The organism is Pedococcus sp. 2YAF34, from assembly GCF_052114585.1.
GTDB lineage: Bacteria > Actinomycetota > Actinomycetes > Actinomycetales > Dermatophilaceae > Pedococcus.
In genome coordinates this window covers 18135-37636 of sequence record NZ_JBFRFA010000025.1, presented here as the reverse complement: position 1 = coordinate 37636, position 19502 = coordinate 18135, and the positions used below count along the sequence as shown (strand labels likewise).

Here is a 19502-nt window from a genome sequence, read left to right as displayed (position 1 = left end):
ACCTCGTTCGAGCGCTCTCGGCCCACCGAGCGGGACACGCAGGAAGCAGCTCCTGCGGCGGCGGGAGGGACGTCGCGAGGACCGGTGGAGCAGAGGTATCGAGCTCGGACGCAGTGTCGTCCGCAGGGGTGGTGGACATGGGACCGAACCAGAGCAGTGGCGCACCCCGCGCCGCGGCTGCCGGCGCCCTCCGGCCTGCGGGAGCGGGCTCATGACGCTCGTCTCCGACCGCCAGACCCCGCCGGGCCGGGCCGACACACCCGAGGCGACCACGCCGCCACCACCCGCGCCACCACTGGGCGACCTGCCCGACCTCACCCTGCCACCGGCGCTGGTGCACGACCTGCTGCTCGGGCTGGCCGGCGTGCTGCCCCGCGGCCAGGTGCTCGGCGGGCCGCTCGCCGAACGCGCTGCGGACCCCGTGCGGGGCAGGGCCGGGGAGGTCACCCTGGTCCTGCCCACGGCGGAGGCCGCCCAGCGGGCCCTCGCGAGCGGCCGGCTGGTGCTGCGCGACGAGGAGCACACACCGCTCGCCCTGCTGGAGTCGCTCACCGCGGTCGAGGGCAGCGACGTAGCCCTCACCGGGCTCCCCCGCCCGCTGCGGACCCGCGAGTCACGGGCCGCGTCGCACCCCGAGGTGGACTTCGACCTCGAGAGCCTGCACCACCGGCCCGTCCTCGTGATGGGCCGGCCCGCGACGACCGCCGACGTCGCCGCCCTGTCCGCCTGGGCCGCCGGCGTCGACCGGCCGGTGGTCCTGGTCATGGAGCAGAGCGACCGGCACGACCGCGTGGGCACGGCCACGCTGCTGCGGCTCGCGGAGGCGCTCGTCGCCGAGCTGGGGACCCCTGCCGACATCCTCACCGTCCCCCTGGAGGGGCGCGACGCCCGCAGCGACACCGGGCTCGCCCGTCGGGTCGCCGCCCGGCTGCGTGCGGTGGACGTCCGCCTCCTGCTCGACGACGCCCCGGCCCCGAGCGCGCAGGCCTGGCGACAGGCCAGGGCGGCACTGCTCGACGGCCACGACGAGGCGGGGCTGGAGGGCTTTCCCGAGACCACCCACGAGCTCCTCCACGCGTGGCGCCTGCCCCGGTCGCGCCGCGGGCTCGTCGTGATGTTCACCGGCCTCTCCGGCTCGGGGAAGTCGACGCTGGCACGCGACGTCGCGGACTGGGTGGCGACCCACTCGAGCCGCACCGTCACCCTCCTCGACGGCGACCGCGTGCGGCAGCTGCTGTCGTCCGGTCTCGGGTTCGACGAGGCCTCGCGCGAGCTCAACGTCCGCCGGATCGGCTACGTGGCAGCCGAGGTCGCGCGGCACGGCGGCATCGCCATCTGCTCCCCCATCGCCCCGACGGCCACGGTGCGTGCCGAGGTGCGCGCGATGGCCGAGTGCGTGGGCGACTTCCTGCTCGTCCACGTCTCCACCCCCCTCGAGGAGTGCGAACGGCGCGACCTCAAGGGCCTGTACGCCGCCGCGCGCCAGGGCACCGTCCCGCACTTCACCGGGATCTCGGCGCCGTACGACGTGCCGGTGGATGCCGACCTCCGGGTGGACACCTCCCGGACCGAGCGGCCGCAGGCCGCGCGCATGGTCCTCGACACCCTCATCGAGGGTGGCTGGCTCTCGGAGGAACGCGAATGAACATCGACCCCCTGATGGTGGCGGCCTCCTTCGGGATCGGCATCGTCGTCGGCCTCACCGGCATGGGCGGCGGCGCCCTGATGACGCCCGTCCTCGTCCTGTTCTTCAACGTGCCACCGCTGACGGCCGTGTCGAGCGACCTCGTCGCCGCCGCGGTGATGAAGCCCGTCGGGTCGGTCGTCCACCTGCGCCGCGGGACGGTCAGCCTCGGCCTGGTGAAGTGGCTCGTGGTGGGTTCCGTGCCGGCAGCGTTCGGCGGCGTCCTGGTCATGCGGATGCTGGGTGACGGCGAGCAGCTCCAGCACGTGGTGCAGGTGGCCCTCGGCGTGGCCCTGCTCATCGCCGCCACCGGACTGGCGGTCCGTGCCTACATGCGCCTGCTCGAGCGGGCCGCGCGACGCGACGGCACCGCCGACCCGCTACCGGTGGGCCCGCCGCGGGTCACGCCGCGCATCCTCCCGACGGTGGCCATCGGCGTGGTCGGCGGCCTCGTGGTCGGCATGACGTCGGTGGGCTCGGGATCGCTCATCATCATCGCGCTCATGGCTCTCTACCCGACGCTCAAGGCCAACTCCCTCGTCGGCACCGACCTCGTCCAGGCTGTGCCGCTCGTGATGTCGGCGGCCCTGGGGCACATCTTCTTCGGCGACTTCCAGCTGGCGCTCACGGCGTCGCTCATCCTCGGCAGCGTGCCCGGCGCCTGGATCGGGGCCCGGGTCTCCTCCCGTGCGCCCGGCGGCCTGGTCCGCCGAGTCCTCGCCTTCGTCCTGCTCGCGTCGTCGCTCAAGCTCCTCGGCGTCCCCACCGTCACGACGGCGTTCGCGCTCCTCGCCCTCGCCCTCGCTGCCCCCGCGGCCTGGATGGTCGTCCGGCACCGGCACGGCTTCCCCGCGCTGGCGAGTCGCCGGCACCGCCTCGCCCGCACCCCCGTCCCGGAACGGCAGCCGTCATGAGCGCCCTACCCGCCACCCACCCCGGCGCCGGCAGCCACCGCCGGCCGCGGTCGTCCGCGCTGCCCGCCTCCCTCGGCGGGAGGGTCGCGACGGTCGGGGCCGCGGTCCTGATCTGCGCTGCAGCCATGGTCTCCGGCCTGTCCGCCGGTGGCGACAACAAGAGCCTGGTGGTGCTGCCGCTCGTCGGTGTCGTCGGCATCGGCGTCGCGGTCCTCGCGCTCACGCGCTTCGCGCCCTTCGTCCTGCTCCTCCTCGGCGTCCGGTCCAGCCTCGACGTCATCAAGCTCTCCGGCGCCTCGGCCGGCAACACCGCCACCAACAACGCCTCGCGCGGCCTCGACCCGTCGAGCATCGTCGCCCTGCTGTTCCTGGTCGCCTCCATGCTGTGGCTGCTCGCGCAGTACTCCGACGAGCGCCGGCTCAAGGGCTCGCCGCTGCGCATCGCCCTGCTCAGCCTGGTGGCCGCGGGCACGGTCAGCGTCATCTCCTCGGAGGTGCCGGGAGCGTCGGCCATGGAGGCCATGCGCATCCTCTCCTGGGTCATGATGTTCATCGTCCTCGAGCAGGTCATCGTCGACCGACGGACGCTCGAGAAGGTGCTGTACGCCGCGTACGCCGGCCTGCTCTTCCCCCTCGGCTACACCTTGGCGCTCATGGTCTTCGGGAGCCCTCCCTCGGAGGTCAAGGGCAGCTTCACGCGCATCACCGGGCCGTTCCTGCAGTCCAACACCTTCGCCCGCTACCTGGCCTTCATGGTCGTGTTCGGGGTGGCGATCTACCCGTCGCTCTCGCGCCGCAGTCGCTATGCCATGGTGCCGCTGCTCGGCTTGTCGTCGATGTTCCTGCTCATGACGCTGACCCGGGGCGCCATCCTCGCCGCCGTCGTCGGCGTGGTCCTCGTCGCCGTGGTGCAACGGCGCAAGGGAGTGCTCGTCGGGTTCGCCGCCTCCGCCCTGCTCGCCGTCGCGCTGGTGCCCGGGCTCGGCGCCCGCTTCGCCACCGTGACCGACACCCAGCAGCAGCTGCCCGGTGGTCCAGAGACCGGCAACAGCCTGGAGTGGCGCCTGAAGTACTGGACCGAGGTGCTGCCGCTGGCCAACAGCAACCCGGTCACCGGCATCGGGCTCAACATGACGCAGTACCAGACCGACGCCGCAAAGCAGCCGCACAACGACTTCATCCGCGCCTACGTCGAGACCGGCATCGCCGGCCTCCTCGCCTACCTCGCGATGCACGCACTGTTGCTGCGCAACGGGATCGCCGCGATCCGCAACTCGGTCCGGGGCACGTTCGAGCACGCGGTGGCCACCGGCGCACTGGGGTGCGCCGTCTGCTTCCTGCTCGGCAGCGCGGGCGCCAACGTGATGTCCAACGTCGTGAGCCTGTGGTACCTCGCGACGTTCTCGGCTGCGGGTTCGTACATCGCCCGGCGCAACCCCGTGACGGGGCGCGTCGACGGGCTCTACCCGGCGGGCCGCACCAGCGCGCCGGCACCCGCCCACGCGAGCCAGGCGGCGTCGTCGTCGTGACCACCGAGGCGAGGGGCCGGCTCGAGCGCGCGCAGCCGTCGCGCTCGACCATCAACCGCATGGGCCGCGGCGGGGGCCTCAACCTCGTCGGAGCCGTGTGCAACCAGCTGTCGCTCTTCGCGATCATCTCGGTCCTCGCGGGGCTCGGCGAGCGCGAGGTCGGGCGCTACGCCTCGTGCTTCGCGCTGCTGTCGCTCCTCGGCCTGCTGTCGCTGGCCGGCTTCCGCTCGGCGATGACGCGCTTCGTCGCCATGCACGTCGCCGACGACGACGCGCGGCGGCTGCGCGGCACCGTACGCCTCGGCCTGGGCCTGACCGTCGCCGCCTCCGTGGTCATCGGCGCCGCCCTCGCCCTGTCGGCCCCCTGGCTGGCACCGGCCCTCGGCGACGAAGGGCTCACCACCGGTATCCGGCTGGTGGGCCTGACCCTGCCGGCCGCGACCATCTCCGACGCCGCGCTCGCGGCCACACAGGGGTGGCGCACCCAGGTGCCCTTCACCGTCATCGGCCGCATCGTCGACCCCGTGGCGCGACTCGTCCTGACGGCGCTGGCGCTGGCCGCAGGCCTCGGGGTCGATGGCGCGCTGTGGGCGCTGGCGATCTCGTCGTGGGCCAGCGCGATCCTGGCGCTGCGGTCCCTCCGCAAGCGCCTGCGCCCCGTGCCGCGGGTGCCGGCCCGCTACGAGGTGCGCGAGATCTTCGGGTTCTCCATGGTCAGCTGGGTCTCGGCACTGGCCGCCACCGGGCTCATCTGGGTCGACACCCTGCTGCTCGGCGCCCTGCGCGGACAGCACGACGTCGGTGCCTACAACGTGGCCACGCGGCTGGTGATGCTCGCGGTGTTCGTGATGGCGCCCATCAACGCGTCGTTCACCCCGCACCTCGCCCACCTCGTGCACACCGACCAGCGTGAGGAGGCGGCCAGGGCGTACGGCAGCGCGGCCCGCTGGATCCTCGTGCTGTCGATGCCCTCGTTCATCCTCCTGGTCGCCTTCAGCGAGCAGCTGCTCGGCTACTTCGGGCGCGGCTACCGCAGCGCCGCGGCCGTCACCGCGATCCTCGCGCTCGGACAGCTCGTCAGCGCTGCCGCCGGGCCGTGCGGGACGGTGCTCAACATGTCGGGCCGCGTGATGCTCAACATGCTGGACAACGTCGGCGTCCTGGTCCTCAACATCGTCCTCAACCTCGTGCTCATCCCCCGCTACGGCGTCGTGGGGGCGGCCATCGCATGGAGTGCCAGCCTCGTCACGGCCAACGTCGTCAAGGTGCTGCAGGCGCAGCTCGTCGTCGGCATCCACGCCGCCGGCGCGGGGCTGGGCAAGGTCGCCGCCGCGACCGTCCCGGCGGTCGGGGCGGCCTGGCTGGTGAGCCGCTGGGTGGCCACGTGGACCGACGTCCTGCTCGTGGCGGCACCAGCCGTCGTCGTCGTGTTCTTCGGCGCCCTGGTTGCGCTGGGACTCGATGCCGAGGACAAGGCGCTCACGCGATCGCTGCTGCGGGGCAAGGCATTCCGTCGCCGGGCCGTGGAGGGACGGGCATGACCGCCGCACCACGCGAACGCCTCGGCAGCGACGAGGGCAGCGCTCCTCAGCAGACCTTCGCGAAGATCGACGCCGCCGTGGCTGCCATGTCGCGTGATCTCGCGGTGTTGTCCGACACCCCTGCCACGAGCGTGTTGAGCGACGTCGTCTCCGCCGACGCCTGCGCGGTGGCCGCCTTCACCGCCGCGCCGATCTCGGCCGGGGTCGGGGAGGCGCCCGCCGGCTGCGAGGACGCGAGCTTGGCGACGGCGGCAGTGGCCGACCGCAGCGCCGCGATCTGCGACCTGCGGGTGGCGGCTGCGGCCGGCACCTTCGCGCCTGCGGCCGAGGCCTTGGCCGAGCCCCAGCGGGTCAGGCTCAGCCCGGACGCGATGCGCGAGCAGCTGCGGGTCTCGATGGGGTATGCCGCGGCGCGAACTGCCTTGAGCCCGTTGCGTGCCGACGCCGTGCCCGCCGTGGACGACGTCCTGAGCGCGTCCAGCGTGGCGTTGGACTTCAGCACCCGCGACCGTGCCGCCAGCGTGTTGAGCGCGGCAGCCAGGGCCGGGTTCGTGGTCGGCACCGCGGCAGAGGAGGACGACGAGGTCGTCGAGCTCGGGGACGTCGTCGTGGACGAGGTGGAGGAGCTCGAGGAGGTCGTGGTCGGCGGTGCCGTCCCGTCCCCCGAAGCGCACCCCGCGAGGAGGCAGACGGCCAGTGCCGTGGTCACCAGTGTGTTGCGTCGCATGGCAGGAACCCCTCATCACGTCGTCGGTCGTGCCCCGCCCACATCCTCGCACCCCGCACCGCTCTCCGGGGGCGAATCCTGCGATACCGCGCAGGACTGCACGAACGCCCTCCCTGGATCATCCGAAAGATCGGAATCGCCTGTGAAACCAATCAATCCCGCTTCTCGGGAGGACGGCGGAACTATCGTTTTCCCGGCGGGCCCAGGCGTCGTCGACGCCCCCTCCCCGCAGCACGGGGAAAGAGGCAGGATGAACACTCGCAGAGCCGCCGGCCGCGTCCTCGCTCCGCTGCGTGCGGCCCTGCCGCGGCGCACGGGGATGGTGCCGGGATACCTCGTGGTGGGCACCAAGCGGGGTGGGTCGACCTCCATCGCGCACTACATCAACCAGCACCCCGAGGTGGCGCCCTGCCGCAGCAGCAAGGGCACGCACTACTTCGACGTGAACCACGGCCGGGGGTGGTCCTGGTACCTCTCCTGCTTCCCGCCTGCGACGAGCGGGCAGCGGCTCACCGGCGAGGCGAGCCCCTACTACATGTTCCACCCCCTTGCTCCGGAGTGGATCGCGCGCGAGCTCCCTGACGTGCGCCTCGTGGTGAGCCTGCGCGAGCCCGTCGCGCGCGCCTGGTCGCACCACCAGTACGAGACCCAGCAGGGCTACGAGGACCAGCCGTTCGAGGAGGCGCTGCGCCTCGAGGACGAGCGCCTCGCCGGCGAGGAGGAGCGGCTGCGCCGGGACCCCTCGTACGAGAGCTTCTCGCACCGCCACCACGCCTACCTGCGACGGGGGCACTACGCCGAACAGCTCGAGCGTCTCTACGCGCTGTTCGACCCGGCGCAGGTGCTCGTCCTGCGCAGCGAGTCGATGTTCACCGACCCCCACGGTGAGCTGGACCGTGTCTGGGCCCACCTGGGCCTCTCACCGGTGACCTTGGACGGCCTCGACCGCCTCAAGCCCACCCACCGCCCGCTGGACATCAGCGATGACCTGGCGCGCGAGCTCGACCACCACTACCGGCCGTGGAACGACCGCCTGGCGAAGTTGCCCGGCGTGGGGTTCACGTGGTCCGACACCACCACCCGAGGGGACTCATAACCGTGGAGATCATCGACTTCCTCAAGGCAGCCCGGCGCCGGCTGGCGCTCGTCATCCTGCTGCCGCTCATCAGCATGGTGGCCACGGCAGGACTCCTGCTCAGCCAGCCGCCGTCCTACACGGCGACCGCGGTGGTGGACCCGCCCGCCCTCGTGGGGAGCCTGGACTCGCAGTACACGGGCGCCCAGGGCGTGAACCAGTTCGTCTCCGCCTTCGAGGCGACGGCGTCCGGACCGGTGGTGCGACGCCTCGTGTCCCTGGACACCGGGGTCGGCACCGCCACCCTGAACGACGGGCTCGTGGTCACCCAGCGCCTCACCAGCGCGAGCCTGGCCGTCACCTACACGACCACCAAGAAGGACACCGTCGTGCCCGTGCTCAACGGCGTGACGACCGCGACGCTGCGCACGCTCTTCGAGAGCCAGGTGCAGTCGGCGCAGGGCCGCGTCGAGGCCGCCAAGAAGGCCGTCGACGACGCCAGCACGGCCATCGGCACCTTCACGGCCAAGTACTCGATGGCCGACCCGCAGAAGGCCTACGAGGCCCAGCTCGCCCGGGTCAACAGCCTCGTGCAGCAGCAGGCGTCGCTCACGGCCGCCGGCAACTCGGTCGGCGCCGCGGCGCTGGGCAGCCCGATCGCCTCGGCGAGGGCCGACCTGGCCAAGTTCGGGCCCATCCTCAACGAGTTCACGACGCTCACCACGGCGCGCGACACCGCCGTGGCCGGCCTCGACGCGGCCAACGCCAAGCTGTCGACCGCGACCGTCCAGCTCGCCAACGCCGACCCGACCAAGATCGTGTTCATCGGTGGGGCCCACACCGTCGACCGGGTGCCGGTGGTCCTGACCACCACGGCATCGGTGGGCGCTGCAGCGTTCTTCCTCGCCCTGGTGCTGGTCCTGGCCCTCGAGATGCTGGCCCGCAACCGTCGCGCCCGCGAGTTAGAGGCGGCGGGGACCGCGACAACGGTCGAGGACGCTTCCGAGGTGTCCGTGCAGCCGGCGGCGACCGAGGCGTCCACGCCCTCCGCCACGGCACCCCACGGGACGGCGGCCGCACCGGCCCCCCACGGGACCGCAAGCGCCGCCACCAACGGCAGCACGAGCGCCGCCAGCAACGGTGCCACGGCTGCGACGAACGGGGTCGCCAACGGCAGCACGAACGGCGCGAAGACCGGGGCGGACAACGTCACCGGGCCGTCCGTGCCGCGGCCGGCCAACAGGAGCTGACGGGCGACCACCATGTCGATCTCCGAACCCGGGACCCGCACGTCCGAGTCCGAGTCGTCGCTCCCCCGCACCTCGACCGCGCCGATCTTCGTCGTCGGCTGCCAGCGGTCCGGCACGACGATGCTGCGCCTCATCCTCGACTCGCACTCACGGATCAGCTGTGGGCCCGAGACGCGGTTCCTCGAGGACATGGAGCGCATCGTCGGGTCGGACTGGAAACGCTTGTCGCAGTACGGTTTCAGCCAGGAGGAGTGGCTGAGCCGCATCGCGGGCTTCTTCGGCGGCATCCAGTCCGACTACGCCGCAGGTCGGGGCAAGGAGCGCTGGGCGGACAAGAGCCCGCGCTACGCCATGAAGCTCGACTTCATCCTGCGACTCTTCCCCGACGCGCAGATCGTCCACGTCATCCGTGACGGCCGTGACGTCGCCGTGTCGCACCGCAAGCGCTTCGGGTACTGGTCGTGCGTCAAGTCGTCCGTGAAGTGGCCGCGCTACATCGCCCAGGCCAGGGCGGGGGGCGTGGCGCTCCCGGCGCACCAGTACCACGAGCTCCGGTACGAGGACCTGGTCACCGACCAGGAGGCGACGCTGCGGTCCCTCATGGACTTCCTGGGCGAGCCGTGGGAGCCGGGGATGCTCGACTTCGAGTCGCACTCCCACGACGTGCCCGCCCGCTACCACGCGCAGGCGACGTCGCGCCGGGCCGGCGAGGGCACCGACGCGGCGGTCTACTCCTCCCGCGTCGGCACCTACCGCAAGGAGCTGGACCCGTTCATGCGCCTGCTCTTCCAGCTCACGGCGCGACGTACCCTGCGCGAGCTCGGCTACCAGTAGCGAGGTGGCGCGGATGGCGGGCGCGCGGCTGCGGCGCCGCTGGCTGCGGCGGCCGCCCACCGCCGGTCCACCACACGAGCGAGGCCCCCTCCGAAGGGAGGGGGCCTCATCCGTGCGCGGTGTCCGTCAGGGCTTGATCCTGAAGACCGCGTCGTCCCGGATCGAACCGACCCCCGCGTCGCCCGCGTGGCCGAGCAGCGGCGAGGCCGACCCGACCATCTGCTGGACGCCCTTGAGCACCGAGTAGTGGTTGTAGGCGACCGACGAGACGCCACCGGCCTGGGTGGACGGCGTGATGACGATGAGCGGCACGTAGAAGTTGCTGCCGTTGCCCTCGTCCCACGTGATGATGATCGCCGTGTTCCCGGACTGGTACGCCGCCGAGCTCAGCAGCTGGGGGATGAACGTCTTCGCCCAGTTGTCGCCGTTCTGGATGCGCTGGCTGACCGTGGTGTTGGGCACCAGGTGCATGATGTGCGGCTTGTTGGGGATGATCAGGTTGAACTTGGCCGACAGTGTGTCCGCGGCGTTGGCCGGGAACGGCCGGGCGTTCGCCTTGCACAGCGTCGCCTGCGTCCGCGTGTAGTACTGGAACGGCGTGTGGTTGATGACGAAGTCGCCGCTGCTCTTGAGCTGGCAGTTCGTCGTCATCGACTCGCCCCACTCCACGGCGTCGTTGCCCATGAGCTCGAAGATGCTCTTCGAGGCCTGGGGCCAGACGGTCGTGTCCTTGTTGGAGGTGATCTCCAGCTCGCTGGTGCAGACGCCGTTGCTGTCGGCCGTCCTGCAGCCCTTGTAGCCGGACGTCAGGGCGATGTAGTTCGTCAGGCTCGTGGTCGACAGCGACAGGTCGTTCTTGCTGTAGCTGCAGGCCTTGATGAGCGAGTTGAGGTAGGGCGCGTCGGTGGTGTTGCCGACGATCTTCTTGAGCGGCTTGTTCTCGAACATGATCAGGGCGACGTGCGTGTACGTCGTCGGTGCCGTCGCGCCCGTGCCGCACGGTGCGGACACGGTGGGGGCGACGGCTGCGGCGGCTCTGGGCGGGCTGGCCCCTGCCGCTGTGCCGGCCCCGCCTGCGACGGCGAGCGCCGACGACGCCAGCGCGAGGGCTGACGTGAGCGCGAGTGACTTGACCTTCATTGGATCTCCCCTGGGTTGGTGATGTGGTGGTGCAAGACCAGTGGCGCTACGGCCTGAAGTCGGCCAGGTGGTTGACGGCCTTGGTGCCGATCTTGGTGAAGTCACCGCCGGTCCAGAGACCGTGGGTGACCGGGTCGACGGCCTCCGTCAGCACGCCGTGCGGGCTGTTGAACCTGGGCGCCCAGCTGGTGAGCTCGCCCGTCGACAGCCGGACCTCGAAGGCCTTGCGCCGCGAGAGCGGGGTGGTGCAGATGTACGGGTGGCCGGCCCCGGTGTTGCCCACGCAGTAGTTGGTGAAGTGCCCGCCGACGTAGAGGGAGTCGCCGTCGACCGCGACCGTCTGCACCCCGCCGTCGGTCTGGTAGACCGGTCGCTGCAGCGTGCCGTCGAGGTTCCAGATGACGAGGTGCCCGCCGGAGCCGCCACCACCGGCGTAGAGCCCCCGGCCGTCGGCGGCGAGGTCGATCAGCGGGAACGGGGCCTGGTCGTAGCCGGCCCACGGGCTGAACCCCTCGTCCACGGCACCGTCGGCGGTGGCCAGGAGCGCGAGGTACGGCTGGGACGAGCCGCTGACGCCGGTGAAGTTCCCGCCGACGTAGACCTGCGCCGCCCCGGGTCGGCCCTCGACGCTCGTCACGGCCCCGTTGGCTGCCGGGGTCCAGCTGCCGCGGACGGCGCCGGTGGCGAGGTCGTACGCAGCCAGACGGGTGCGCGTGGCGCCCTGGGCCTTGAGGAAGTCGCCGCCGGCGTAGAGCGAGCCGTCGACCGCGTCCAGGGCCCGGACGGGCTTGTCGAGCGCCCCGTCGAAGGAGAGCACCTTCGCGGTCGCGTCCAGGGCCGCGAGCCTGGCCCGTGCGACGCCGCCTACGTGGGTGAACGCGCCGCCGGCGTACACGACGCCCGCGGACGCCTCGAGGGCGTAGACGTCGGCATCGGTGTCCGCCCGCCACGGGAGGAGGTCGCAGGTGTCGGCGTCGACCGCGGCGAGGTGTGCCCGCGGCTGCAGGACGCCGGCGCGGTCGCGCACGCTCGTGAAGCTGCCGCCGACGTAGAGGGTCCGCCCGCTGACGGCCATGGCGGCGACCCTGCCGTTGGGCTGTGCGCAGGGGCTGGCGACGGTGGTGCCGACGCTGGCCCGCGCCGGAAGGACGCCTGCCGCCACGAGGGCGCAGGTCGCGAGGACGGTGAGCAGTGGGCGGTGGCGCACGGCGGTTCCTCTCTTCAGGCCTGGGTGAGACGCGGAGGGTGGGGGACGGCTGACGTCGACCCCACGCCCACGTCGTGTCTCGACAGGTCGTCCAGCCCGTAGCCGAAGGACGCCAGGTCGTCGCCGAACCGGCTCTCGACGAGACGGCGCTGCCAGTGGCCGGGGCGCCACCAGGAGGCCCTCCAGTCGTCCCAGGTGCGCTCGTAGGGCTGGCTGGCGCCGACCCGGATGGTGTTCGCGTCGATGGGCGAGGACAGGCCCAGGAAGGCCTCGACACGACCCAGCTCGCCGGCCGGGTCGGCCACGAGGTCCTCGTAGTGCAGGACGTGCAGCGGCGCCAGGTGCGGGGCGTCGGCGAGGAACGTCCGGTGGGCCGTGAGCCAGTGCTGGACCAGGCCGCTGATGGTCTCGAACTTGCGCGGGTCCGACGAGACGGCCTTGCGCCACTTCTTGTTGGACAGCGCCACGACCACGGGGTGGCGGATGACGACGATGACGGGGGCGCCTGGGAACAGGGCCTGCAGGAACCGCCCCATGACGAGGTTGGGTGGCGACTTCTCCAGCAGGTAGCGCCGGTCGAGGTCCCAGTAGGGGTCCCACGCCCGGCGCAGGGCCGCTGCGCTCTCGGCACTGACCAGCGGGCTGTCCTCGGTGAGGTGCGCCCGCGGGTCGTTCGCGAACCGGCCGGAGCCGCCGTACACCTTGGCCTTGGGGTAGACCCGCTGCAGGTGCTGGCCCTCGTCCTCGCGCACCCCGGTGCCCGACAGCCCGCTGATCTCGGGGTGGGTGGCGAGGGCCCTGGCGAGCGGTGTGGTCCCGCTGCGGTGCAGGCCGCCGACGAACAGCAGGCTCTGCCTCTGGTCGCTCATCGTTGTTCCTTGAGGAAGGTCGCGGTGGGTACGGGGAGGGTCAGCCGTTGCGGCGTGGCGCCGAGGGTGGTCGTGGCGCCGGCGGTGGGCTTGTCGAGCGACTCGACCGAGGCGGCCTTGCCGCCGTCCGGCAGCTGCACGACGGCGTGCCCGTCCGACCAGACGAAGGCGGTGGCCGTGCCGCCACGGTCGAACCCCACCCCCGTCATGCCTGCGACCGAGATCTTGACGACCTTGGCCCCCCGGGAGGCCTCCACCATGGCCTGGAAGATCCGCCCGGCCTGGCGCACCTGGCCGTCGGGCTCGAGCAGGCCGTAGCGCGGCTCGTCACCGTTGCGGCCGCCCGGGTCGAAGGCGAGCGGCAGCCAGACCGCGACGGTGGCGCCCTCGGCCAGGACGAGGCTCATGGTCTTGAGGACCTCCTCGCTCTTGGTCGCGTCGTCGGTGGTGGCGCCGCTCTTGTCGAAGCTGCCGACCTCCCAGGCCTGGATCGGCGTGCCGTACGGCGTGTGCGACTTCAGGTAGGCGAAGAGCGTCGGCACCGCGGAGTACTTCTCGTAGAAGTGGATCTGGCGCACGTCGGTCACCTTGCTGGCCGCGAGCTGGCGCATCAGGTCGAGGTAGGCGAGGTTGCGCACCCCCTGCTCCGACTTCAGCGCGGTCTCGAGGTCGGCCCGCGTGTGCACCGCGACGATCTGGTTGCCACGGGTGCCGATGCGACGCTCGAAGTAGGCGTTCCAGGCCGAGAGCGCGTCTGCGTCCCTGCCCTGCTTCAGGAGCCAGTCGGCGATGCCGTAGCCGTAGCTGGTGCTGCTCAGGCCCGCGTCGACCACCTTGGCCTCGGGGTCGCTGGCCCGGATCTCACCCGAGGCCGCCCGGGCCAGGGTCTCGAACTGTTGCGGCGTGCCCGCCCAGAAGCTCGCCGAGTTGATCTCGTTCTCGATCGCGTACTCGTGGACGCCGAGCTTGGAGTAGCGCGTCACGGCAGCCTGGACCCAGGCCTTGTAGGCGCCGAGGTCCGTGGGCATGGCCGACTCGGTCTTGGCCTTGCTGCCACGCTGGTACTGGGCGTCACCGGACGTGGCCCAGCACCGGCCCACCCGCAGCTTGAGCATGAGGGTGGTGCCGATCTCCCGGCTCCGGGTCGCGATCCGGTCCAGCGAGGACCAGTCGGGGCTCCCCTGCTTCTTCTCGACGTCGCACCACACGACCTCGTAGTAGGTGGTGCCCCCCGACACCGACTTGAGGAAGGGCCCGAACTCGGTGAAGCGTCCCCAGTCCCACTTGGCACCCATCGGCGTCGCCTGACCCGTCGCTCCGGTGGTGCTCCCCGAGGGTCCGGACGTCCCCCAGGCCGGTCCGGTCGACGTCGCGGCGGTGCCCGTGTCCACGGACTGGTCGCCGCTGGTGGGCGCCGTGCACCCCACGAGCCCGACGACGGCGACACCTGCGACAAGGGCCGCTGCCGCCCTGGCCCGGACCGTGCGGAGGCGACGGCTCATCCCTCGCCCCCGGCCGGCACCGGGGCCTGCGTCGCAGCGGTGCCCCGGGCGCGGGCGGCTGCCTCGTCGAGCCGGGCCAGCAGGCCGCGGGCGAGGCGGCGCACGTCGGGGTCGATCGGCAGGGCTGCGGAACCGTGGCTCGTGCGTGGCGTCACGTGGGAGCACAGCACCGGGCGGTAGGGCAGGTCGATGAACGCGCAGAGCCGGCGCATCTGGCCGTGCGGGTCGGCCACGAACCGGTCGTAGGACACCAGCATGACGTCGGGCCGGCGGTCCAGGCCCAGGTCGAACCACAGCTGGTTGCGCACCACCCAGAAGAGCACCGCGGCCGTCTCCCGGGTCATCGTCTCCAGGTCGAAGGACCGCACCAGGTCCACGGACGCGCGGAGCAGCCGCTGCCCCTGCCAGATGTCGTCGCCGTGTCCTGCCGCGACCTGCCGGAGCGCCTGCAGGTTGGAGTCGCCGAACTTCGAGACCTCCGAGCGCGCCCGGTCCTCGGGGTCGCGGACGACCCAGACGGCCCGGCCCGCCGGGAGACCCGGGAGGGCGAGGAGCTGGTCGACGCGGTGCGACTCGCACAGCGGCTTGACGAGCACGATGCGGTGCCGGCTCGACCGCACGACCGACACGAGGGTCTCGTCCGGGCGCAGCCTGAACCGCGAGAAGGCCCGGCGGTCGTTCTCGTTGCAGACGTCCACCTCGGGGGCCTGGTCGACCCCGCGCATGATCATGTTGGTGCCCGAGCGCTGGAGTCCGACCACGTAGACCGGTCGCGCTGCACCGGGCGGGACGCCGTGGGCGCGGCGCCACCGCGCCTTGCGCAGGGCCGTGCCGATGCGCTCCCTCGGGTCGAGGCGGTCCTCCTCGACGAGCCGGCCGATGCCCTCGGTCCGGGCCCAGTGCAGGTGTCGGCGGACCTTGCCCACGTAGTAGGGCAGCCAAGCCTGGTCCGCGTGCGGGGTCGGGGTGCCGGTCACGTCACACCACCGGCCGCGGTGCGCGGGCGTGGGCATCGAGCACGCTGCGCAGCTCGGAACCCGCGACGGCGTCCTCCGCGGCGACGGCGGCGAGCAGCGTGTGGACGTCCCGGAAGCCGTGGCGGCCGTAGCCCGCCTCGACGAAGGCGCAGTACTGGGCGTCGCTGAGGCCGAGCGGCCCGAGGAGGACCGCGGTGTTGTCGATGAGCGGCACAGGACGGGGGTCCAGGCGGTACATGTGCGGCTGCAGGGCCGACCCGCTCTGCAGCAGCAGCGCGAGCCGGTGGCCGCCGTCCCCGACGTGGACGGTCCGGCTCATCCGTGCGCCGGTGTCCGTGGCCTGAACGCCTGTGGTCATCCGCAGGGTGACCGGCGTCCGCGCGTCGAAACCGTTGGTGTCGAACGACTTCAACAGGTCGCGGCTCGCGAGCACCCGCTCGGCGAAGTTGGACCGTAGGGCCACGGGATCCTTGAGCACCCACGGCCGGAACCGGGCCATCGCGACCTCGCGGAACCACACGGCGTACGGCTCCTCCCACGCGTCCGCGACGAGCCGGTCGGCGGTCTCGCCGGCGGGGCGGTGGGTCAGGAACTCGAAGAACTGGGCGCGCACGAGCACGTCGTAGCGCAGGGGGCTGATCAGCTGTGCCACCTCGAGGGGGCCGTCGCCCTGCCGCTTCGGCTGCCACGTCAGGGCGCGACGGATCGTCCTCGTGGCCGTGGCCCTTGCACTCCGCTTCACGACTCCACCGATCTCCGCCCATCCCCGACACCGCCCCTCCACCATTCATCAGCCCGGAGACGAGGTGGACCTGCAGGTGGGGTGCAACGGACCCGTGCAAACGACGTACTCCGGCGCCCGTGCGGGAGACAAGAATCGGCGTGGTGCTCGAGAGGCGTCCGGCGTCGACGAGCCGTACGAGGGGAAGGGAGTCGAGGGTGCGGATCCTGCACGTCAACAAGTTCCTGTACCGCCGCGGGGGGGCCGAGGGGTACATGCTCGACGTGGTGGAGCTGCAGCGCCGCGCGGGCCACGAGGTCGAGCTGTTCGGCATGGCGCACCCGGACAACCTGCCGGACCTGCCGCTGGCCGACACCTTCCCCCCGCACGTCGAGCTCGAGCCCGCACCAGGAGGCCTCGCCGGCCTCGCCGCCGGTGCCCGCATGGTGTGGTCGCCGTCGAGCTCACGCGGTATGGCGCGGGCCCTCGAGCGCTTCCAGCCCGATGTCGTGCACCTCCACAACATCTACCACCAGCTGTCCCCCTCGGTGCTGGCCGCGGTGCGCCGCGCCGGGGTCCGCAGCGTCATGACGCTGCACGACTACAAGCTGGCCTGCCCCAGCTACCAGATGCTCGACCACGGAAGCCTCTGCGACGCGTGTGTGGGGGGCAGCGCCCTCAACGCCGCCCGGCGCCGGTGCAAGGGCGACTCCCTGGCCGCGAGCACCCTGCTGTCGCTCGAGTCGTCGGTGCACCGGGCCATGCGCGCCTACGGCCCCGTCGACGTCTTCATCAGCCCCAGCCGGTTCCTCGCCGGGGTGATGGCGCGCACGGGCCTGGCGCCCGAGCGGCTGGCGGTGCTCAACCACTTCGTCGAGGTGGCGCCAGTCATGCCTGCGGCGCACCGGGATGGGTTCGTCTTCGCCGGCCGCCTGTCCCCCGAGAAGGGTGTGGACACGCTCATCCGCGCGATGGCCCTGCTTCCCCCGACGGTCCACCTCCACATCGCCGGTGACGGCCCGGCGCGCGACGACCTGACGGTCCTCGCCAGGCAGGTCGCACCGGCGCAGGTGACCTTCCACGGGCGCCTGGACAAGGAGCGGCTCCGGGAGGTCGTGGCCGGGTCCATCGCCACGGTCGTCCCGTCGCGGTGGCACGAGAACCAGCCCATGACGATCCTGGAGTCCTACGCCGCGGAGGTGCCGGCCGTCGTCACCGACCTCGGCGGGATGCCCGAGCTCGTGCGCGACGGCGTCGACGGCCTGGTCGTCGCCCACGACGACCCGCACGCCCTGGCCGACGCCATGCTGCGGCTGCGCACCGACCCGACCACGGCGACCGCGATGGGCCGGGCCGGACGGCAGCGGCTGGCCGAGGAGTTCGACCCGCAGCTGCACCTGCGCCGCCTGGACGCCATCTACCGCGGCGAACCGGTCGCGGCCGGTGCGACGTCGTGGCAGGCCGGCGCCCAGACCCTCGAAGGAGCCTCGTGACGCCGCAGGAGCACCCGCCCGTCCGCGTCCTGTACTTCGCCGGGAGCGGGCGCAGCGGCACCACCGTCGTCAGCAACATCCTCGGGCAGCTGCCGGGCGCCTTCGCCGCGGGCGAGCTGCGCTACCTGTGGCAGCGCGGGGTCGAGCAGGACCACCTGTGCGGGTGCGGTCAGCCGTTCAGCGCCTGCCCCGTGTGGACCGCGGTGATGGCGCGGGTGCGGGCGGACGCCGGGAGCGAGCGCGACGAGCCCGCGATCGGGCGCCGGCTGCTCGGGCGGCTGCGCATGGCACGGCTGCCCGGCGCCCTGCTGCGCGACGCCCTCGGCCGGCGCGCCCTGCCTGCCCACCCCGACGACATCGCGGTCACCGACCTCTACCGCGCGATCGCCGACCAGACCGGGGCCGACCTCGTCATCGACGGCTCGAAGCTGCCCCCCTACGGCCTGCTGCTGCGGCAGCAGCCCGGGATCGACCTCTACGTCCTGCACCTCGTGCGGGACCCCCGGGCCACCGCCTTCTCCTGGCTGCGGTCGAAGCCGACGCGCGACACCGCTGCAGGTGCCCAGATGCAACGGCAGGAGACGTGGAAGAGCTCGGTGCTGTGGACCGTCTGGAACCTCACGGCCCTGCGCCTGTGGAGGGACGGCGACCCGCGGGTGTGCCGCCTGCGCTACGAGGACCTCATCGCCGACCCCGTCGGCCAGCTCGGTCGGGTCGCCGCGATGGTCGGGGCCGACCCGGCCGACCTCCCGTTCCTCGCGCCCGACCGGGTCCAGCTCGCGCCGACCCACTCGGTCGCCGGCAACCCCAACCGCCACGACACGGGCGAGATCACGCTGCGGGCCGACGACCAGTGGCGCACGGCCATGTCGCGGCGGGACCGTGCGGTCGTCACCCTCCTCACGGCTCCCGGCCTGCGCCGGTTCCGCTACCCGCTCGACACCCGTACCCCGCCGCGCCCGCGGACGGTCCGTCGTGTGGTGAGCCGCTCGGCCACCTCGGCGGGCCGGGCGCGCTGAGAAAGGACATCATGCTGGCTCTGGTCACCGGTACCGGCCGCAGTGGCACGACACTGGTCCAGGAGACGCTGTCGCGCCATCCCGCGACCGGCTTCATCTCCGGGATCGACGACAAGCTGCCCCGGCTCAACCTCCGCGGTCGCCACAACGGCCGCCTCTACCGGCTCGGCGGCCAGCGCCCGGCGGGCATGCGTGCCCTCGCCGAGGGAGCGCTGTTCCAGCGCGGCCGGATGCGGGTGGCGCCGTCGGAGGGCTACCAGCTCTTCGACCGCCACGTGATGTCGGGCTTCTCGACCCCGTGTCGTGACCTGCTGGCCGAGGACATGACCCCCCACCTGCGACCGCGCGTCGTCGACTTCTTCGAGCACCGCAAGGGGGCGCAGGGCTGCGACGTGATGGTGCAGCACCTCACCGGCTGGCCGCGCGTCGGCTTCCTGCGGGAGGCCGTGCCCGACCTCAAGGTCGTCAACGTCGTGAGGGACGGACGCGCCGTCGCGAGCTCATGGCTCCAGATGGGCTGGTGGGACGGCTGGAAGGGTCCCGACAAGTGGATCTACGGCCCGCTGCCCGCTGACCTGCAGCAGGAGTGGGTGGACCACCGACGGTCCTTCCCCGTCCTCGCGGCGCTGGCGTGGAAGATGTTGATGGCGGCCTACGAGGACGCCCGCGCCCTCACGCCTGCCGACCAGTGGCTCGACGTGCGCTACGAGGACTTCCTGCTCGACCCTGTGGCCACCTGCAAGCAGATGCTCGAGTTCCTCGGCCTGGACTGGAGCCCCGAGTTCCAGGCCGGGTTCGAGCGCCAGCAGATCACCTCCGGCCGCAGCCAGGCGTACCGGGAGGAGCTCACTCCCAAGCAGCTCTCCGACGTCGAGGACGTCCTGGCCGAGCCCCTCGCCCGCTGGGGCTACTCGCTCTAAACCCCGGTTCGCCGACCCCGCACGAAGCGGGGTGACGCCGCCACAGTCACCGAGGTGGTGGCAGATCGCCCTCTTCCTCGCGGAAGTCGACGGTCTGCCA

The 19502-nt window shown here is 72.3% G+C and carries 17 protein-coding genes; 10 read left to right on the top strand and 7 right to left on the bottom strand.

What is annotated here, in order from left to right; translation table 11 throughout:
- Positions 1 to 211: 211 nt before the first annotated feature.
- Genes cysC through AB4Z02_RS13435 form a run of 4 tightly spaced genes read left to right on the top strand, consistent with a single transcriptional unit; the run spans position 212 to position 5668 of the window.
- Positions 212 to 1645, top strand: a complete 1434-nt coding sequence (gene cysC, locus AB4Z02_RS13450) for an adenylyl-sulfate kinase (protein ID WP_441971522.1) — start codon at positions 212 to 214, stop codon at positions 1643 to 1645.
- Positions 1642 to 2598, top strand: coding sequence for a sulfite exporter TauE/SafE family protein (locus tag AB4Z02_RS13445; protein ID WP_056881833.1), 957 nt, complete (start codon positions 1642 to 1644; stop codon positions 2596 to 2598). The genes cysC and AB4Z02_RS13445 overlap by 4 nt, the downstream gene beginning before the upstream one ends.
- Positions 2595 to 4127: an O-antigen ligase family protein gene (locus AB4Z02_RS13440; RefSeq protein ID WP_441971521.1), complete on the top strand. Its 1533-nt coding sequence runs from the start codon at positions 2595 to 2597 to the stop codon at positions 4125 to 4127. The genes AB4Z02_RS13445 and AB4Z02_RS13440 overlap by 4 nt, the downstream gene beginning before the upstream one ends.
- Positions 4124 to 5668 carry a flippase gene (locus AB4Z02_RS13435; protein ID WP_441971519.1) on the top strand — a complete coding sequence of 515 codons (1545 nt, stop codon included), beginning with the start codon at positions 4124 to 4126 and terminating at the stop codon, positions 5666 to 5668. Before AB4Z02_RS13440 ends, AB4Z02_RS13435 begins: the two co-directional genes overlap by 4 nt.
- A gap of 46 nt (positions 5669 to 5714) precedes the next feature.
- Here AB4Z02_RS13435 and AB4Z02_RS13430 read toward each other — a convergent pair whose 3' ends face one another.
- Positions 5715 to 6395, bottom strand: coding sequence for a hypothetical protein (locus tag AB4Z02_RS13430; RefSeq protein WP_056881836.1), 681 nt, complete (start codon positions 6393 to 6395; stop codon positions 5715 to 5717).
- A 250-nt stretch (positions 6396 to 6645) separates the two neighbouring features.
- Here AB4Z02_RS13430 and AB4Z02_RS13425 point away from each other — a divergent pair, with 250 nt between their 5' ends.
- Genes AB4Z02_RS13425 through AB4Z02_RS13415 form a run of 3 tightly spaced genes read left to right on the top strand, consistent with a single transcriptional unit; the run spans position 6646 to position 9554 of the window.
- Positions 6646 to 7491 carry a sulfotransferase family protein gene (locus AB4Z02_RS13425; RefSeq protein ID WP_162253873.1) on the top strand — a complete coding sequence of 282 codons (846 nt, stop codon included), beginning with the start codon at positions 6646 to 6648 and terminating at the stop codon, positions 7489 to 7491.
- Between the two features lie 2 nt (positions 7492 to 7493).
- Positions 7494 to 8720, top strand: coding sequence for a hypothetical protein (locus AB4Z02_RS13420; protein WP_056881838.1), 1227 nt, complete (start codon positions 7494 to 7496; stop codon positions 8718 to 8720).
- A gap of 12 nt (positions 8721 to 8732) precedes the next feature.
- Positions 8733 to 9554 carry a sulfotransferase family protein gene (locus AB4Z02_RS13415; protein ID WP_441971516.1) on the top strand — a complete coding sequence of 274 codons (822 nt, stop codon included), beginning with the start codon at positions 8733 to 8735 and terminating at the stop codon, positions 9552 to 9554.
- A 126-nt stretch (positions 9555 to 9680) separates the two neighbouring features.
- On the opposite strand, the gene AB4Z02_RS13410 is transcribed toward AB4Z02_RS13415, so the two are convergent.
- The 6 genes from AB4Z02_RS13410 to AB4Z02_RS13385 are packed head-to-tail and all read right to left on the bottom strand — an operon-like array spanning position 9681 to position 15991.
- Positions 9681 to 10694 (bottom strand): alkaline phosphatase family protein, encoded by a 1014-nt coding sequence (locus tag AB4Z02_RS13410; protein ID WP_441971514.1) that lies wholly within the window; start codon positions 10692 to 10694, stop codon positions 9681 to 9683.
- Positions 10695 to 10740: 46 nt separating this feature from the next.
- Complete coding sequence (locus tag AB4Z02_RS13405; protein WP_441971512.1) at positions 10741 to 11901, bottom strand: hypothetical protein; 1161 nt, start codon at positions 11899 to 11901, stop codon at positions 10741 to 10743.
- A gap of 14 nt (positions 11902 to 11915) precedes the next feature.
- Positions 11916 to 12770 (bottom strand): sulfotransferase family protein, encoded by an 855-nt coding sequence (locus tag AB4Z02_RS13400; protein ID WP_441971511.1) that lies wholly within the window; start codon positions 12768 to 12770, stop codon positions 11916 to 11918.
- Positions 12767 to 14272 (bottom strand): hypothetical protein, encoded by a 1506-nt coding sequence (locus AB4Z02_RS13395; RefSeq protein WP_441971509.1) that lies wholly within the window; start codon positions 14270 to 14272, stop codon positions 12767 to 12769. The genes AB4Z02_RS13400 and AB4Z02_RS13395 overlap by 4 nt, the downstream gene beginning before the upstream one ends.
- The gene (locus AB4Z02_RS13390; protein WP_441971507.1) at positions 14269 to 15249 is read right to left on the bottom strand and encodes a sulfotransferase family protein; all 981 of its coding nucleotides are present in this window, start codon (positions 15247 to 15249) and stop codon (positions 14269 to 14271) included. The genes AB4Z02_RS13395 and AB4Z02_RS13390 overlap by 4 nt, the downstream gene beginning before the upstream one ends.
- A 1-nt stretch (position 15250) precedes the next feature.
- The gene (locus tag AB4Z02_RS13385) at positions 15251 to 15991 is read right to left on the bottom strand and encodes a hypothetical protein (protein WP_441971505.1); all 741 of its coding nucleotides are present in this window, start codon (positions 15989 to 15991) and stop codon (positions 15251 to 15253) included.
- A gap of 197 nt (positions 15992 to 16188) precedes the next feature.
- Here AB4Z02_RS13385 and AB4Z02_RS13380 point away from each other — a divergent pair, with 197 nt between their 5' ends.
- Genes AB4Z02_RS13380 through AB4Z02_RS13370 form a run of 3 tightly spaced genes read left to right on the top strand, consistent with a single transcriptional unit; the run spans position 16189 to position 19402 of the window.
- Complete coding sequence (locus AB4Z02_RS13380) at positions 16189 to 17463, top strand: glycosyltransferase (RefSeq protein WP_441971503.1); 1275 nt, start codon at positions 16189 to 16191, stop codon at positions 17461 to 17463.
- The gene (locus AB4Z02_RS13375) at positions 17460 to 18482 is read left to right on the top strand and encodes a sulfotransferase (RefSeq protein ID WP_441971501.1); all 1023 of its coding nucleotides are present in this window, start codon (positions 17460 to 17462) and stop codon (positions 18480 to 18482) included. Before AB4Z02_RS13380 ends, AB4Z02_RS13375 begins: the two co-directional genes overlap by 4 nt.
- An 11-nt stretch (positions 18483 to 18493) precedes the next feature.
- Positions 18494 to 19402, top strand: a complete 909-nt coding sequence (locus AB4Z02_RS13370; RefSeq protein ID WP_441971500.1) for a sulfotransferase family protein — start codon at positions 18494 to 18496, stop codon at positions 19400 to 19402.
- Positions 19403 to 19502: the final 100 nt, after the last annotated feature.

What these genes read in the sequence shown, in the direction of transcription:
- cysC (WP_441971522.1), top strand. Translation starts at nt 212, where the DNA reads ATGACGCTCGTCTCCGACCGCCAGACCCCGCCGGGCCGGGCCGACACA.
- AB4Z02_RS13445 (WP_056881833.1), top strand. Translation starts at nt 1,642, where the DNA reads ATGAACATCGACCCCCTGATGGTGGCGGCCTCCTTCGGGATCGGCATC.
- AB4Z02_RS13440 (WP_441971521.1), top strand. Translation starts at nt 2,595, where the DNA reads ATGAGCGCCCTACCCGCCACCCACCCCGGCGCCGGCAGCCACCGCCGG.
- AB4Z02_RS13430 (WP_056881836.1), bottom strand. Translation starts at nt 6,395, where the DNA reads ATGCGACGCAACACACTGGTGACCACGGCACTGGCCGTCTGCCTCCTC.
- AB4Z02_RS13425 (WP_162253873.1), top strand. Translation starts at nt 6,646, where the DNA reads ATGAACACTCGCAGAGCCGCCGGCCGCGTCCTCGCTCCGCTGCGTGCG.
- AB4Z02_RS13415 (WP_441971516.1), top strand. Translation starts at nt 8,733, where the DNA reads ATGTCGATCTCCGAACCCGGGACCCGCACGTCCGAGTCCGAGTCGTCG.
- AB4Z02_RS13410 (WP_441971514.1), bottom strand. Translation starts at nt 10,694, where the DNA reads ATGAAGGTCAAGTCACTCGCGCTCACGTCAGCCCTCGCGCTGGCGTCG.
- AB4Z02_RS13400 (WP_441971511.1), bottom strand. Translation starts at nt 12,770, where the DNA reads ATGAGCGACCAGAGGCAGAGCCTGCTGTTCGTCGGCGGCCTGCACCGC.
- AB4Z02_RS13395 (WP_441971509.1), bottom strand. Translation starts at nt 14,272, where the DNA reads ATGAGCCGTCGCCTCCGCACGGTCCGGGCCAGGGCGGCAGCGGCCCTT.
- AB4Z02_RS13370 (WP_441971500.1), top strand. Translation starts at nt 18,494, where the DNA reads ATGCTGGCTCTGGTCACCGGTACCGGCCGCAGTGGCACGACACTGGTC.